Below are 15,699 nucleotides of genomic sequence, written 5' to 3' on the forward strand. Positions count from 1 at the left end.
TCAACCTCGGTTCTTCAATTCAGTTTTTGAGGATTTCAATAAGGCCCTCAATGATCTCCACACTGGTCATTCCCCGGAATCCAAAACGGGCCGCCGCCGCATCTCCCGCACTTCCATGAAGGAAAACACCCATGTAAGCAGCTTTAAAAAGCCCTTCTCCTGCACCTGACAACCCGCCGATGACTCCGGCAAGTACATCTCCTGAGCCTCCGGTGGCCATTCCATGATTCCCTGTCTGATTAAAATACAGATGCTTTCCATCCGAAACAACAGTGGAACTGTCCTTCAATACACAGATGATCTGACGTTCCCGGGCAAGTTTCAAAGCAGCTTTCCCTCTGTCTGCTTTCAATTCATCAATAGAACATCCTGTCAGCCGTGACATTTCACCCATATGCGGTGTTAAAATGGTCCGCCCGTTCAACAGAGAATACCATTCTTCATGTTCTGCTAAAAGATTCAGGCCATCCGCATCCAGAACAATCGGACACTGACTCCCTGCGAAAACCGATTTCAGACGCTGTGCCATGATCTCACTCGTTCCGATACCCGGTCCGATCACCAGCGTATCCGCCCAGGCCAGCATATTTGCCAATGAATCCCTGTCCGTCTCTTCCCAGACAGAAATCATCGCCTGTGGAAGCTGACTTTGCAAAATGACCCGGTTCGCTTCCGGTGTAAGAATACGCACCAGTCCGGCTCCGACAACAAAAGCTGAACGCCCGGCAAAATAGGCGGCGCCGCTCATATTCTTACTCCCTGCGATTACTAATATTTTACCATAAGTTCCTTTATTGGAATCATTTTTTCTCTTTGGCAGTTGTTCAAAATCCTGTACATGACAGGTAAAACCGGCCGACGGATGAACTTGCAGTGATTTTCCCGGAAAACCAATATTTTCTACAAAACATTTTCCGGCCAGTTCCCGTCCCGGATAGAGAATTATCCCCCGCTTCATATATCCGAAGGTCACCGTATAGTCCGCCTTCAAAACACAGCCGAGAGGTTGTCCCGTATCTGAAGACAGTCCCGATGGGACATCCACCGCCCAGACCTGACGTTCTTTCCGTCTCCCCCGCCATTGATTCACCTTTTCAATCAACGTATGATAAGGCTCACGGACAGTTTTCGACAAACCAATACCAAAAAGGCCATCCACCAGAACCCTGATATGCGTGAGGTCTAATTCATTATATTCAGGTACCCCCACATTTCTTGCTATCTGAATTTGTTTTTTTGTTTCTTCCGTCCATTTTTCCGGATTCCCGGCCATATAAATGGCGGCAGAATATCCCTGTCCGAACAGAATCCGTGCTACCGCCACGCCATCACCGCCGTTATTTCCCGCTCCGCAGATACATAAAATCCGGTCCGCCCGGTCAATTCTCTCTTTCATCCGGCAGACCATGGACAACGCCGCACGTTCCATCAGAACCAGGGATGGGATACCCATTTCCTGAATCGTATACGTATCAATTGCTTTCATTTCATTTCCGGTAACTACTGCTTTCATTCTCACACTCCTTCGCCGATCACATAAGCAGCGGCCAATGTTTTCGTGTTTGTAATAGATATATGCCATCGTCGGATGCCCATCGTCTCTGCCCTTTCAGCAGCCCGGCCATAAAGATTCACATAGGGCTTTCCAAGTGAATCGCGGAGCACCTCAATTTCATTTAAAGACATGCCTCGAAATCCTGTTCCCATTGCTTTAGAAACAGCTTCTTTTACGGCAAAATTTCCGGCCGCCCGCTCAAAGCGGCCGGAAATACATTTTCTCTCGTTTAAAGTAAATGAACGCAACAAAAAAGCCTCTTTCGCACAGGCTTTTTTGACGCGTTCAATCTCAATTAAATCGGTTCCGATTCCTATAATCATAGTTACTAACTCAATCCCGGCCGCTCTCTTCATCCTGAGTATGCATGGCTCTGTATTCGTAGGAAAGTGTCATCAAACTCTCATTTAAATGTACATTCTTTACACAGACATCTTCCGAGACATTCAGATCCGTCGGTGCAAAATTCCAGATGGCCCTTATGCCAATTTCTTCCAGATGATGGCCAATCTCCACAGCCTGACGTTTAGGCACAGTCAGAGTCACCACATCCACCTGATGGGTGGCCACGAACTCATCCAGCATATCCATCATATATATCTCTATTCCCCGTACGGAAACTCCTTTCAGACGAGGATTGGTATCAAAAATACCGATCAGATTAAAACCTACTTTTTCAAAATTGTAATTTGCCAGAGCCTGACCCAGATTACCGGCACCGATGATGATCATATTATGCTGAACATCCAATCCAAGAATCTTGCCAATCTCACTATGAAGGTATTCGACATTATAACCATATCCCTGTTGTCCAAAACCTCCGAAGTTATTTAAATCCTGCCGTATCTGAGAGGCAGTCACCCGCATCCGATTACTAAGTTCTTTGGAAGAAATACGCACAACATCGTTTTGCAGTAATTCTCCCAAGTATCGGTAATACCGTGGCAGCCGGCGGATGACAGCTGCTGAAATTTCCCTTTGTTTCATAATCTAACACCCTATCCCATATCGTTTTGCTGTAACTTATCGTTAAATAATAATCACAGTCTACTATTCATTTATTATATCGAACCGTTATTAAATTGTCAAATTTTCTTTATTAATTTTTCCCCTGTTTACACAATTTTTCTCCTGTGCTAAAATAGATTTCGACATTATACCCGGAAAGGAATGTAAATTTATATGATACTTGCATGTCACCACATTTCCAAAGCCTTTGGGACTGACGTGATACTGAATGATATATCATTTCATATTGAAGATTATGAAAAAGCCGCCATTGTCGGTATCAATGGCGCCGGAAAATCCACACTGATGAAAATTATCGTGGATGAGCTTTCTCCGGACTCAGGCGATGTGATTCTCGCAAAAGGAAAAACCCTTGGCTATCTGGCTCAACATCATTCCAGAGATTCCCATCGAACAATTTATGAGGAACTCCTTGATGTAAAAAAGGATATCATCGCCCTGGAACAGCGAATGGCTGAGATTGAACTGGCAATGAAAGACGCAAAAGAAACAGAGTTGGACAGCCTGCTTAAAAGCTATGCCCGTCTGCGTCAGTCCTTTGAAGACCAAAACGGCTATGCCTACCGCAGTGAGGTCGTCGGCGTATTGAAGGGACTCGGCTTTACTGAAGAGGATTTTAATAAAGAAGTCCATCTTCTCTCGGGAGGCCAGAAAACCCGTGTGGCTCTTGGACGGCTTCTGCTGGCCAAACCGGACATTCTTTTACTTGACGAACCGACCAACCATCTGGATATGAATTCCACTGCATGGCTGGAAACTTTTCTCATGAATTACAAGGGAGCCGTCATCATTGTTGCCCACGACCGTTATTTTCTTGATAAAGTTGTAACAAAGATTATCGAAATTGACCACCATGAAGGTCTGGTTTTTAAAGGAAATTACACCGACTATGCGGCAAAAAAAGCACAGCTTCGGGATATCCAGCGAAAAGCCTGGTTAAACCAGCAGGCAGAAATCGCCCATCAGGAAGCCGTCATCCAAAAGCTCCGCTCCTTCAATCGGGAAAAATCCATCAAACGGGCGGAAAGCCGGGAAAAAATGCTGGATAAGATGGAACTTGTCGACAAACCTTTTGAAGAGAATGACGGTATGCGCATTCTTTTGAAACCGGATACAACAAGCGGCAATGATGTTCTCTTTATCGAACATCTGACCAAAAGCTTTGACCACGAATATCTGTTCCAGGATATTTCCATGGACATCAAACGGGGGGAACGGGTTGCCCTGATCGGTGACAACGGCGCCGGAAAAACAACCATTTTAAAAATCATCAACGGTCTCCTGCCGGCCGACACCTGCGAGCTGCGTCTCGGGGCAAAAGTACATATCGGCTACTATGACCAGGAACATCAGGTCCTCCATGACGAAAAAAACATCTTCGAAGAAATTTCCGACGACTATCCGTCTTTAAGCAATACGCGGATTCGAAACGTCCTTGCCGCTTTTTTGTTTACCGGAGATGATGTTTTCAAACAAATCAGAGAACTCAGCGGCGGTGAACGGGGCCGGGTTTCGCTGGCCAAGCTTATGCTCTCTCATGCGAATTTTCTCATTCTGGACGAGCCGACCAACCATCTGGACATCCAGTCCCGGGAAATTCTTGAAGAAGCCCTTCAAAATTATACCGGAACTGTTCTCTATGTCTCCCATGACCGTTATTTTATCAATCAGACGGCCACACGGATTCTCGACCTCACCGGCGGCGGGCTGAACAGCTATACAGGAAATTACGACGACTATCTTGAGAAGAAAGAGCATCCTTCCATCGATTCCTCCGGTGGTTTCAAGACTGTCCCGGCTCAGGATTCCCGCCCGGGTGAAACCGGCGCGGACAGCCTTCCGACGAAAGCCGCCGGAAAAGACGATTATCTGCGTCAGAAAGAAGAACAGGCAAAAGAACGAAAACGCCAAAATCAGATTAAACGGATTGAAAATCGTATTGAGGAAATTGAAAACCGCATCAACAAATTGGATGAACTGCTCGTCCGTGAAGAGATTGCCACCGATGTAGAAAAACTGATGGAAATCAATCAGGAACATGAAACTCTGGACGAAGAATTGCTTGCCCGCATGGAAGAATGGGAATCATTAGTTGATTAATAATTTGTTAAAGGCCGGAAGTTTTACAGCTTCCGGCCTTTTGTATACCCATCCGGGCATACTATTCTACGGCATGAATGGCATCGTTGGATTTCCAGCTTTCCACCGCATTATCAATATGTTGTTTTGCCAGATCAGCAGCTGCATCCGCCTTCCGGCTTTTTATAGCCTCCAATATGGCCGCATGCTCCTCAAAAGAGCTTTTTGCCCGTTTTTCATCCTGTAAAGCAGATTTCCGGACCTGCTGAACATACTCATGAAATGTCCGGAGCATATGCTCCAGAAGATGGCTTCCCGAAGCGGCGTACATCAGATCGTGAAACTTATTATCACAGATATAGACCTGCTCCCACAATTCTTTTTTCCGATAATATTCGGACATATAAAGCACTTCTTCCATGGCTTCGATCTGCTCATCTGTAATGTTTTCCACTGCCCAACGGGCTGCCAGCCCCTCCAGCAGAGAACGGATGGCATAAACATCCTTCACATCTTTTCCGTGAATACTGTGAACATAAGCTCCCCGGTTTGGAATCGTATCCACAAGGCCTTCCAGCGCCAGCTGACAAATAGCTTCACGTACCGGTGTCCGGCTGACACCATAGGCTTTCGCCAACGCAGCTTCCCTCAGCTCTTCCCGGTCTCTGAATGTTCCCGAAAGAATATCGGAACGAAGATTCTGATAAACCTTTTCTGTCAGCGAATATTCATTTCTTAACATAATGCGGCCTCCTAAGCCCCGATGGTATAATTACAGGCCTTACAGCCTTCGTCGATCACCTTTAAAAGTTCCTCATCTGTCAGCGACGTCACACGTCCACTCTCATATTCCTTGTCTACCCATTCTTTCACATAATGAATCAATGGATCAGATTTCGTCACACATTTATCCCCTTTCAGACGGAAATAGGTATTAATCCAGTGAGCAATACCGGCCAGACCGGAGGTGTTGGAAACTGCCACCATAACCGGACGATTCAGGAATTTTTCTGTATCAAAAATATTGTAAATTTCTTCATTTTTAAGAAGACCATCTGCATGAATACCGGCACGGGTCACATTAAAATTCTTTCCTACAAATGGTGTTCTCGACGGCAGTTTGTATCCGATCTCTTTTTCATAATACTCCGCCATCTCCGTAATCACGGTCGTATCCATACCGTCCAATGTTCCACGAAGCTGAGCATACTCAAAGACCATAGCTTCCAACGGCGTATTCCCGGTACGTTCTCCGATACCAAAAAGGGAACAGTTGACTGCGCTGGCCCCATACAGCCAGGCCGTGGAGGAATTGACGACCGCCTTATAAAAATCATTATGTCCATGCCATTCAATCATATTGGAAGGTACTCCGGCGTGAACATTCAGACCATAAATAATTCCCGGAACGGACCGTGGAATGGCCGCACCAGTAAAGTTTACACCATATCCCATCGTATCACAGGCTCGAATCTTAATCGGTATACCGTAGCTTTCACCCAATTTCTGAAGTTCCAGACAAAATGGGATGACAAAGCCATAAATATCCGAACGGGTAATATCTTCCAGGTGACATCTCGGACGCACACCGGTTTCCAGGCATTCCCGGACAACACTCAGATAATGCTCCATGGCCTGTTTACGGGTCATCTTCATTTTATAAAAAATATGATAATCGGAACAGCTGACCAGAATGCCCGTCTCCTTAATCCCCATCTCCCGTACAAGTTCAAAATCCTTTTTATTTGCCCGTATCCAGGATGTGATCTCAGGGAACTCATATCCCCGTTCCATACATTTATAAACCGCATTCCGGTCCTTTTCACTGTAAAGGAAAAATTCACTCTGACGGATAATGCCCTTCGGACCGCTCAAGCGGTGCATATAATCAAATAATGTCACGATCTGTTCTGTGGAATAGGGTGCCCGGGACTGTTGACCGTCCCTGAAAGTTGTATCTGTGATCCAGATTTCTTCCGGCATGTTCGGAGGTACAACTCGATGATTAAATACAATCTTTGGTACTTCTTCGTATGGGAAAAGATTTCGGAAAACATTCGGCTCCTTCACATCCTGAAGTGCATAAAAATGTTCCTCCAGGGTCAGCAGATTGTCATGAGGATTCATGACCACGTTTCGATTATCCATGTCCAACACTCCTGTTCTATTTTATACAATCACTTTAATTATTTAACATGCAAACGTTTATGTATAATTGTATACAATTATACAGCTTATGTCAATACTTCAACGTACAAAACCCTCCTTGCCATAATCATCATTGATTAAAACAAAGAGGGTTTTATAGTCAGTAAACTCGGCCCGAACGAGACGAAACACACTTTGCGAGTTTGGCTCGTTGCTTCGTGTAAATTAAAGCATGGCTTCAAGATTTTCACGAATCGCCTTAATAAATCCTTCACTGGTCAGTTCTGTTACGTTTTCAAGTGTGGTCAAAAGTACTAAATCTTTCGTCATCTTACCGGACTCAATAGTCTGAACGGTTGCAGCTTCCAATTTATCAGAAAAATCCATCAATGCCTGATTGCCATCCAGTTCACCCCGTTTTCTGAGGGCTCCGGTCCATGCAAAAATGGTTGCCACAGAGTTAGTGGATGTCTCTTCACCGGCCAGATACTTATAATAATGACGCTGAACAGTGCCATGAGCCGCTTCATATTCATAATAGCCTTCCGGGGAAACGAGAACAGATGTCATCATTGCCAGAGAGCCAAAAGCAGAAGAAACCATATCGCTCATAACATCACCATCATAATTTTTGCAAGCCCAAATATAACCGCCCTCTGACTTCATGACACGGGCCACCGCATCATCGATCAGAGTATAGAAATATTCCAGTCCAGCCGCCTCAAAAGCTTCTGCATAATCAGCGTCATAGATTTCCTGGAAAATATCTTTAAATGTATGGTCATACTTTTTAGAAATCGTATCTTTTGTTGCAAACCATAAATCCTGTTTTGTGTCCAGTGCATATTTGAAACAACTATGAGCAAAACTCCGGATGGATTTTTCAACATTATGTACGCCCTGGACAATACCCGGTCCATCAAACTCATGCACCAGTTCCCGGGTCTCTGTGCCGTCATCGGCTGTATATACCAGCTCGACTTTACCTGCTCCCGGAATTTTCATTTCAGTACCTTTATACACATCACCATAGGCATGTCTTGCCAGAGTGATCGGCTTTGTCCATGTTTTTACATTCGGCTCAATACCTTTTACGATAATCGGCGCACGGAAAACGGTTCCGTCCAAAATCGCACGAATCGTACCATTTGGGCTTTTCCACATCTCCTTCAGATTATATTCGCTCATACGAGCCGCATTCGGAGTGATCGTCGCACATTTTACAGCAACGCCGTATTTTTTCGTAGCCTCTGCTGAATCTATTGTGACCTGGTCATCGGTTTCATTCCGATATTCCAGTCCCAAATCATAATATTCCGTATTCAATTCAATAAATGGCTCCAGTAATTCATCTTTGATCATTTTCCAGAGAATACGAGTCATTTCGTCGCCATCCATCTCAACCAATGGTGTCGTCATCTTAATTTTGTCCATATGTGCTTCCTCCCGACTTGAATTTCTAAACCTCATAATATAATAAGTTTATGGATTATGCAAGAATATTTTTAGAGACATTCAATTTTTCTATTTAAAATACATATATTATATAAAAAAACAGGCGATTCTATGTACCAATCACGAAAGGTCATTCACGCTGACAATCCGCTGCTCCTGCCCTATACAGGAAAATCCATAGGTGTCGCCGTCCTGGATACCGGGATTTATCCCCACGAAGATTTTATTCTTCCTTCAAATAGAATAGCTGCTTTCAAAGATTTTGTTCACCATCGTCCGGAGTGTTATGATGATAATGGTCACGGAACCCATGTCTGCGGTATTATCGCTGGAAATGGAAGACATTCGGAAGGACGATACCGCGGAGTAGCGCCTGAAGCCCATCTGATCGTCGGAAAAGTTTTAGATTCTTCCGGAAATGGTTCCATTTCCCATATCTTAGACGCAATCCGATGGGTCATCGATAATCGTCAGCTTTATAATATCCGTATTTTAAATATCTCTGTCGGCTCAGAAAACAGTGAAGTCGACGAAGAAAAATCCATTCTTGTTCAAAGTGTCAACGCCGCCTGGGATAATGGCATCGTTGTTGTCGTCGCCGCAGGAAATAACGGGCCGAAACGTATGTCTGTGACCTCTCCCGGCATCAGTCGCAAAGTCATTACTGTGGGTTCCTCCGATGATGATAAGACAGTCATTCTCGGAGGCAGCCGTATTCACAATTACTCCGGCCGCGGACCGACCCGACGTATGATCCCCAAACCGGACATTGTAGCCCCCGGCTCAAATATCATCTCCTGCAGCCCGCCTTATTACGGCAAAACTTCAGGTTACACAGCCAGAAGCGGTACCTCTATGGCGACTCCCATCGTCTCCGGTGCCGCTGCTCTTTTTCTGAGCAAATATCCGGATATGACCAACGAACAAGTAAAATATTACTTTCAGTCTACGGCAACAGATCTGCATCTGCCCCGTAATCAGCAGGGCTACGGTCTGCTGAATATTGAACGGCTGCTCTCGGCTCCTGATAAGTAACCCCACATTTTCCTGGAGATAACATTTCGGGATGTACAGACAGTAAAAGAGAGTTTCCCTACCCATTCGTAAGGAAACTCTCTCATCATCAATAATGATATTTCTTTCGTTTCATCAGTAAAAACATCACCGTCACACTGACAGCCATCAGTTCCGCTGCCACAATGGATACCCAAATACCATCGATTCCCCAGATTAACGGAAAAATCAACACAGCCGCCACCTGGAACACCAATGTTCTCAGGAAGGAAATCAACGCAGAAATCAATCCGTCATTCAATGCGGTAAAAAAAGAGGAACCGAAAATGGCCATACCTGAAAAAAGGAACGAAAAAGAATATATCATAAACCCTCGCAGTGTCATTTTAAACAATTCCAGATCATAACCTACAAACATAGACGCAAGGGGATGCGCCAGTCCTTCTGCTGCCACAACCATGGCCACCGAAAATATCCCGATGAGACACAGACTCTTTTTCAAAAGATTTTTCAGCTCACTGTGATTTCCGGAACCGTAATTATATCCGATGATCGGCGCCGTTCCTACAGAATAACCAATGAATGCCGCAAGGAATATAAAATTCACATACATTAACACGCCATAGGCGGCTACACCATTTTCACCTGCATATTTTATGAGCTGCATATTGTAAAGCATACCAACAATGGACATGGAAATGTTCGACATCAACTCGGAGGCACCATTTGTACAAGCCTTAAACAACGCCCTGCCGTCGAATTTTGTCCGGGTCAGTCTTAAGATACTGGAATTTGGACATAAAAAATAAATAAGCGGGATAATGCCGCCCACACATTGGCTGATCGCCGTTGCTGCCGCTGCTCCCACTAGTCCCAGAGAAAATACCGCCACCAACAGCGCATCCAGTGTCATATTGGTCACTCCTGCTGCAATCGTGACAACCAGGCCCAAATGGGGCTTTTCTGCAGCAACAAAAAAACTTTGAAATTCAAACTGGAGCATATAAGCCGGCAGAGCGATCAAGATGATTCTCCCATAACGGACGCAGTCCTCCAGCATCGTTCCATCGGCTCCGAGAAGTGCAGCCACAGGACGAATAAAAATAATACCTGCCGCAGCAATAACAACACCGCAGCCGGCCGATACATAAATAAAAAGCGAAAACAATTGTTTTGCTCTTTCTTTATCCCCCTCACCCATTGTCTTTGAAATAAGCGCACTGCCGCCTGTACCAAACATAAAACCAAAAGCCCCCAGAATCATAAGAAAAGGCATGATAAAATTTACAGCGGCAAATGGCGTTTTCCCTACAAAATTGGAAACAAAAAAGCCGTCGACAACACTATAAATAGATGTAAAAATCATCATAATGATTGACGGCAGCGTAAAACGCAATAATTTTTTATAATTAAAATGTTCCGATAATTGAATCTTCACGCTAATAACTCCACTCTCTTTATTTTAAAGTTCATGTGATTTCCCATAATATGCCTCCAGACAGTATGATTTGGTATTTGCCAGTATAGTATTATTTCGTACATATGTCAAGTATAACTCTGCCGATTCGTTTCCAATTTTCATCATAAATTATTCTACCGCCTGTACCCCCCATTCTTTCAGAAAAAGAGCCTCCTCCGAAAAACCATTTCAAGGTTTTAAGAAGAAGACTCTTGATAATTTTAAACCTTATCTTTATTCCGCATATCCTTCCGGATTATTTTTCTGCCAACGCCAGGAATCTTCACACATCTTATTCAGATCACGAACAGCTTCCCATCCCAGTTCTTTTTTCGCCCGAGTCGGATCCGCATAACACGTTGCGATATCGCCGGGACGTCTTGGCTTAATGACATATGGAATCGGTTGCCCAACGGCTTTTTCGAAACCTTTCACAATATCGAGAACGCTGTAGCCAATACCTGTACCAAGGTTATAGATCAGAACGCCATCCTTGATCTTTGCCATCTTCTCAATCGCTTTTACATGACCAATGGCCAGATCTACAACGTGAATGTAGTCCCTCACACCCGTACCATCCGGCGTGTCATAGTCGTCGCCAAAAACGCCAAGAGATTCCAGTTTGCCGACAGCCACCTGAGTAATATACGGCACCAGATTGTTCGGTATACCCTTTGGATTCTCACCGATCCGACCGCTCTCATGGGCACCGATCGGATTGAAATAACGAAGTAAAATAACCTTCCACTCTGGATCCGCCGTATGCAGGTCTGTCAGAATCTGTTCCAGCATAGATTTCGTCCAGCCGTAAGGATTGGTACATATGCCCTTCGGGCATTCTTCTGTGATCGGAACAAAAGCCGGTGTGCCGTAAACGGTCGCTGAGGAACTGAATACAATACTTTTTACACCATGGCGGCGCATCACATCACAAAGGACCAATGTGCCTGTAATATTATTTTGATAATATTCCAGTGGTTTGGCTACAGACTCGCCGACCGCTTTCAGTCCGGCAAAATGAATCACTGAATCAATCTGCTCTGCCTCAAATACTTTTGTCAGGCCCTCTCTGTCCAAAATGTCCACTTCATAAAATTTTAAAGTTTTTCCGGTAATCTCCTGAACCCGGTCCAAAGCTTCTTTACATGAATTACATAAATTATCCACAACAATGACATCATAACCTTCATTTAAAAGTTCGACACAGGTGTGGCTTCCAATATATCCTGCGCCGCCGGTAACTAATATCGCCATGTTCATTCTCCTTTTCATCTTTTAAAATAACTATACCATATTTTTTAATCTGATGAAATACCTCCCCAAAGAATATACCCTTTTATGTATTCAATAATCTTTTTTGGCCTTTGAAATAATGTCGAGCAGTGAAATTTCCAATAAATCAGACAACAGCAGTAATGAGCCCATCGAAGGCTTGCATACTTTCGTCTCCCAGAGATGAATCGTGTTCGTGCTCACGCCCAGTTTTTCTGCCAGTTCCTGTTGGGTCATGTTATGTCTGACCCGATATTCACGCAGAGCATATCCCAATTGGGTCATCTTGTGTTCATCCGTTTTCATAAGTCATTCTCCTCATTTAAAGATATGTCCCGATTATATCACGAACAATCTTCAGAATTTGTCGAAGCCTGACGAGAAAATAAAATTTTATTTTTTCTCCATTATGTATAAAATTGGCGGACAATTTTTTCTATTGACAATTTCTGTCCGCAAAATTTCTCCCCATTCGGAGGGCATTTCTTTCATAAAGGTTTCCACTGCTTCTTTTTCTTCATTTCCCCCCGGATGACCATAATAAATAAGGACAAGTCCCAGACCACCGGGACTTAAAAGCTGTGTGAGTGCCCTCAGAGCGGCAACCGTAGATTCACTCCGGGTAATGATCTTCTTATCTCCGCCCGGAAGATAGCCAAGATTCATCGTAAAAGCCTGAATATTTTCATGAATACGCTCACCGGCTTCACTATGAGAACAGCAGAATAATTTAGCCCTTCCCAGAAAACCGGCATTTTCCAGACGCTCCTTTGTTGTTGAAACAGCCTTCTCCTGTATGTCAAATCCATAGACCATTCCCCTCTCCCCGACCAGTTCGCAAAGTTTTAACGTATCCCAACCATTTCCCATAGTCGCATCTGCCGCCCGGTCTCCCGGCTTTAATTTCTCACTTAATAGCTGATGGACTCTGTCGACCATCTGCATATTCATCCCTCCTTATACAGATTTTTCAAACCTGAATAAATTTTATCGTAAAATATGAAACCAGACAAGTCCTCCCACATAATATAAATCAAAAGTAATCAATTAAAAATATATGGAGGCAAATTATGAGTGATTTAGCTGCTACTGGCTGCGGTAACAATGATTGTGGTTGTGGATGTGGTAACAATGACTGCGGTTGCGGATGTGGTAACATGACCGGATTTTTTAACGGAGGCGACAGCTGTTCTTTAATCTGGCTCATCCTTATCTTAAGCTGCTTTGGCAACGGCGGATGTGGATGCAACAATGGCGGATGCAACGGATTCTCCAATGGTTCCAGCTGTGACTGGCTGCTTCTGATTATTCTCCTGTCCTGTTTTACGGGCAACTGCAATAACGGTTGTGGCTGCTGCTAATTTCTGATAACAAAAGACGGGGTGCCTTCGGGCGCCCCATGCTCCAATATATAAAATTTGAGGTGAAACCATGTCCAATGAAACAACCTATATTCCTCTGACTGAATTGGATCGTCAATCCTTTCAGGGTACATCCCAGATGCTGAAAGCAGCCGTAACCTATATGGACCCTTCTTCCGGGAAAATGTTGGCCATGCTTGCCCGGATGCTGGAATTAAAGCAGACCATCAATCTTTTCAATCAGGAACAAATTTCTATCTGCTCTGTCCCCCCCGACGGCCACCGCCCCGGCATCGAAGAAGTTCTCAAAGATATCCGTAAATATTGCGCTCCGGCGGAAGCCGAACAGATTGACCAGTTTTTAAATATCTTAAATGCGGTACGGCTCTATAATCAATATAATGAACTCACTAAAAATACAGACTTTTCCAATATGATGAATCAGATGAACCAGATGAAAAACATGAATATCTCCCCGGAACAACTTCAGATGATACAGACACTTCTGCACGCCCAATCGGTCTCCTCGGATAAAGAAAAAAGCTGATCTTTCTTTTGAAATCCTGAAAAGGGCTGGCGCTCTGCCCGCGTCAGCCCTCTTACTTACATCAACATCTTAAACAGCATGGCTACCTGTTCCTCTTCCACCTGCTGTTCTTCGTCCCACATCGTCACTTTTCCATCTTCATAATCCGCCGCATCTCCCGGGAAAACACGTCTCGGAAAAAGTTCTCTCGGCAGTCTGAGCGTCTCCCTGTCCGACTCGCATACAATGACGTTTTCCATAACTTCTCCAACTACAATTTTCATTGTTTTTACCTCCGTCATGTTTCTTTTATGTATCCTTAAATATACTGCATCCGTTCAAAATAGCGAATCAGTACATCCGCACAATTCTCAATACCCCATTCCGACGTATCCAGTATAATGTGATAGTCGCTCACATCTCCCCAGGTCCGTCCAGTATGCTGATAGTAGTATTTCTCCCGCTCCGCATCCGTCTCTTCAATGCGCTTTACAGCTTCTTCATAGGAAAGCCCATCCTTTTCCATCACCCGGTGAATCCGGTCCTCTTTGTCGGCGCACACATAAATATTAAAAACATTGGATTGATCTTTTAATATTTCTGACGCGCACCGTCCGAGAATAATACAAGGCTTCTCAGCTAACTCACGGATAGCTTCCGCTTCCGTCTCAAAAGCATTCTTGCGAACCTCCTGCTCCACATTCACCTTGTCATAAACCGGCAATCCCAGTCTCTCCGATAATTCTTTCGCAATGGTGCTTGCGCCTGTACCATATCTACGGCTCATGGTAATAACTAATCCCATACCCGTGTGCCCCCTTTGATGTAAATCTTCTTATACAGGTTCTATGATAAGTCACTTGATGTTATTTGTCAAATTCTCAAAGGTCTTTTTATCCCATTTTTTTAGAATATTTTTCACTTTTTACACATACAATTTATGGAAAAATTTTTTGAGGTTTTTTATGAAAATGAAACCCAGATACATAACTGCCGTAAAAATCGGCATGCTTTTTGTCGCCGCTTACATGTTTGGCCATTTCAGCGCCGTTGCCGCAGATTACTTTCAGCCGGAAGCTGTAGAAGCCTCTGCTGACGGTAACTGGGGACTGAGTTTCCAACAGGAAGGAGAACCCCCGGTAGCCAACGCTTCTGCTGAAGAACTGGCAAAATATGATGCCTACTATGCCGAAATGACCGATGAAAAAGTTCTCTATCTGACCTTTGATGCCGGATACGAAAACGGAAATATGCCTGCTATTTTAGATGCGCTGAAAAAGCATCAGGCACCGGCCACCTTTTTTGTTGTGGGAAACTTCATCGAGAGCGAACCCCAATTGATCCAGAGGATGGTATCCGAAGGCCACACCGTTGGAAATCACACCTACAGCCATCCGGATATGTCAAAAATCTCCACTGTGGAAGCCTTTACCCAGGAGCTTGAAGGCGTCGAAAAGCTCTATGAAAAAATAACCGGTCAGCCGATGATCAAGTATTATCGACCACCGCAGGGTAAATACAGCGAAATGAATCTCCAAATGGCCAAAGATCTGGGATATAAAACCTTTTTCTGGAGTCTGGCCTATGTGGACTGGTATGTGGATAAACAGCCGACGAAGGAGGAAGCCTACGATAAACTCCTTGGCCGCATCCATCCCGGCGCTATCGTCCTCCTCCACAGTACCTCTTCCACCAACGCTGAAATCCTCGATGAACTTCTGACCAAATGGGAAGAAATGGGCTACAGCTTTAAGAGCCTGGATGAACTGGTCGGCGCCCCGCAGACATAATTCGTAAATTT

Annotated in this window: 17 protein-coding genes; 5 read left to right on the forward strand and 12 right to left on the reverse strand. The window is 44.4% G+C overall.

Translation table 11 applies throughout. The features are described from left to right. Nucleotides 1-19: 19 nt before the first annotated feature. The 3 genes from EV212_RS01170 to EV212_RS01180 are packed head-to-tail and all read right to left on the reverse strand — an operon-like array spanning nt 20 to nt 2,542. Nucleotides 20-1,513: an NAD(P)H-hydrate dehydratase gene (locus EV212_RS01170; RefSeq protein WP_132087607.1), complete on the reverse strand. Its 1,494-nt coding sequence runs from the start codon at nt 1,511-1,513 to the stop codon at nt 20-22. A gap of 2 nt (nt 1,514-1,515) precedes the next feature. After that, on the reverse strand, nt 1,516-1,878 hold the full coding sequence (gene acpS, locus EV212_RS01175) for a holo-ACP synthase (RefSeq protein ID WP_132087610.1): 363 nt from the start codon (nt 1,876-1,878) through the stop codon (nt 1,516-1,518). Nucleotides 1,879-1,888: 10 nt separating this feature from the next. Then, entirely contained in the window at nt 1,889-2,542 is a 654-nt protein-coding gene (locus tag EV212_RS01180) for a redox-sensing transcriptional repressor Rex (RefSeq protein WP_132087613.1), read from the reverse strand. A 195-nt stretch (nt 2,543-2,737) separates the two neighbouring features. On the opposite strand from EV212_RS01180, the gene abc-f reads away from it, so the two are divergent. After that, nucleotides 2,738-4,684, forward strand: a complete 1,947-nt coding sequence (gene abc-f, locus EV212_RS01185; RefSeq protein WP_132087616.1) for a ribosomal protection-like ABC-F family protein — start codon at nt 2,738-2,740, stop codon at nt 4,682-4,684. Between the two features lie 61 nt (nt 4,685-4,745). Here the strand turns inward: abc-f and EV212_RS01190 are convergent, their stop codons facing one another. The 3 genes from EV212_RS01190 to EV212_RS01200 form a co-directional block, all read right to left on the reverse strand. Continuing rightward, nucleotides 4,746-5,405 carry a GntR family transcriptional regulator gene (locus tag EV212_RS01190; RefSeq protein WP_132087619.1) on the reverse strand — a complete coding sequence of 220 codons (660 nt, stop codon included), beginning with the start codon at nt 5,403-5,405 and terminating at the stop codon, nt 4,746-4,748. A gap of 11 nt (nt 5,406-5,416) precedes the next feature. After that, on the reverse strand, nt 5,417-6,811 hold the full coding sequence (locus EV212_RS01195) for a beta/alpha barrel domain-containing protein (protein WP_132087622.1): 1,395 nt from the start codon (nt 6,809-6,811) through the stop codon (nt 5,417-5,419). 225 nt (nt 6,812-7,036) lie between these two features. Continuing rightward, a complete protein-coding gene (locus EV212_RS01200; RefSeq protein WP_132087625.1) occupies nt 7,037-8,245 on the reverse strand; it encodes an NADP-dependent isocitrate dehydrogenase in 1,209 nt (402 codons plus the stop codon). Between the two features lie 132 nt (nt 8,246-8,377). On the opposite strand from EV212_RS01200, the gene EV212_RS01205 reads away from it, so the two are divergent. Next, complete coding sequence (locus EV212_RS01205; protein ID WP_132087628.1) at nt 8,378-9,301, forward strand: S8 family peptidase; 924 nt, start codon at nt 8,378-8,380, stop codon at nt 9,299-9,301. An 88-nt stretch (nt 9,302-9,389) separates the two neighbouring features. On the opposite strand, the gene EV212_RS01210 is transcribed toward EV212_RS01205, so the two are convergent. From EV212_RS01210 to EV212_RS01225, 4 genes are all read right to left on the reverse strand, one after another. Further along, complete coding sequence (locus EV212_RS01210; protein ID WP_243115424.1) at nt 9,390-10,718, reverse strand: MATE family efflux transporter; 1,329 nt, start codon at nt 10,716-10,718, stop codon at nt 9,390-9,392. 255 nt (nt 10,719-10,973) lie between these two features. Next, a complete protein-coding gene (galE, locus tag EV212_RS01215; RefSeq protein WP_132087631.1) occupies nt 10,974-11,993 on the reverse strand; it encodes a UDP-glucose 4-epimerase GalE in 1,020 nt (339 codons plus the stop codon). A gap of 90 nt (nt 11,994-12,083) precedes the next feature. Next, nucleotides 12,084-12,317, reverse strand: coding sequence for a helix-turn-helix transcriptional regulator (locus EV212_RS01220; RefSeq protein WP_132087634.1), 234 nt, complete (start codon nt 12,315-12,317; stop codon nt 12,084-12,086). An 87-nt stretch (nt 12,318-12,404) separates the two neighbouring features. Next, nucleotides 12,405-12,956: a class I SAM-dependent methyltransferase gene (locus EV212_RS01225; RefSeq protein ID WP_165873257.1), complete on the reverse strand. Its 552-nt coding sequence runs from the start codon at nt 12,954-12,956 to the stop codon at nt 12,405-12,407. Between the two features lie 125 nt (nt 12,957-13,081). Between EV212_RS01225 and EV212_RS01230 the strand changes: the two genes are divergently transcribed. After that, on the forward strand, nt 13,082-13,372 hold the full coding sequence (locus EV212_RS01230; protein ID WP_132087640.1) for a hypothetical protein: 291 nt from the start codon (nt 13,082-13,084) through the stop codon (nt 13,370-13,372). Nucleotides 13,373-13,442: 70 nt separating this feature from the next. Next, the gene (locus tag EV212_RS01235; RefSeq protein WP_132087643.1) at nt 13,443-13,919 is read left to right on the forward strand and encodes a hypothetical protein; all 477 of its coding nucleotides are present in this window, start codon (nt 13,443-13,445) and stop codon (nt 13,917-13,919) included. A 56-nt stretch (nt 13,920-13,975) separates the two neighbouring features. On the opposite strand, the gene EV212_RS01240 is transcribed toward EV212_RS01235, so the two are convergent. Then, nucleotides 13,976-14,182: a hypothetical protein gene (locus tag EV212_RS01240; RefSeq protein WP_132087646.1), complete on the reverse strand. Its 207-nt coding sequence runs from the start codon at nt 14,180-14,182 to the stop codon at nt 13,976-13,978. Nucleotides 14,183-14,217: 35 nt separating this feature from the next. Continuing rightward, entirely contained in the window at nt 14,218-14,703 is a 486-nt protein-coding gene (locus EV212_RS01245; protein WP_132087649.1) for a cytidylate kinase-like family protein, read from the reverse strand. Nucleotides 14,704-14,863: 160 nt separating this feature from the next. Here EV212_RS01245 and pdaA point away from each other — a divergent pair, with 160 nt between their 5' ends. Next, the gene (gene pdaA / locus EV212_RS01250) at nt 14,864-15,688 is read left to right on the forward strand and encodes a delta-lactam-biosynthetic de-N-acetylase (protein ID WP_132087653.1); all 825 of its coding nucleotides are present in this window, start codon (nt 14,864-14,866) and stop codon (nt 15,686-15,688) included. The last annotated feature ends 11 nt before the right edge of the window (nt 15,689-15,699 follow it).

It is taken from the genome of Frisingicoccus caecimuris (assembly GCF_004340975.1).
In the GTDB taxonomy this organism is placed as follows: domain Bacteria; phylum Bacillota; class Clostridia; order Lachnospirales; family Lachnospiraceae; genus Frisingicoccus; species Frisingicoccus caecimuris.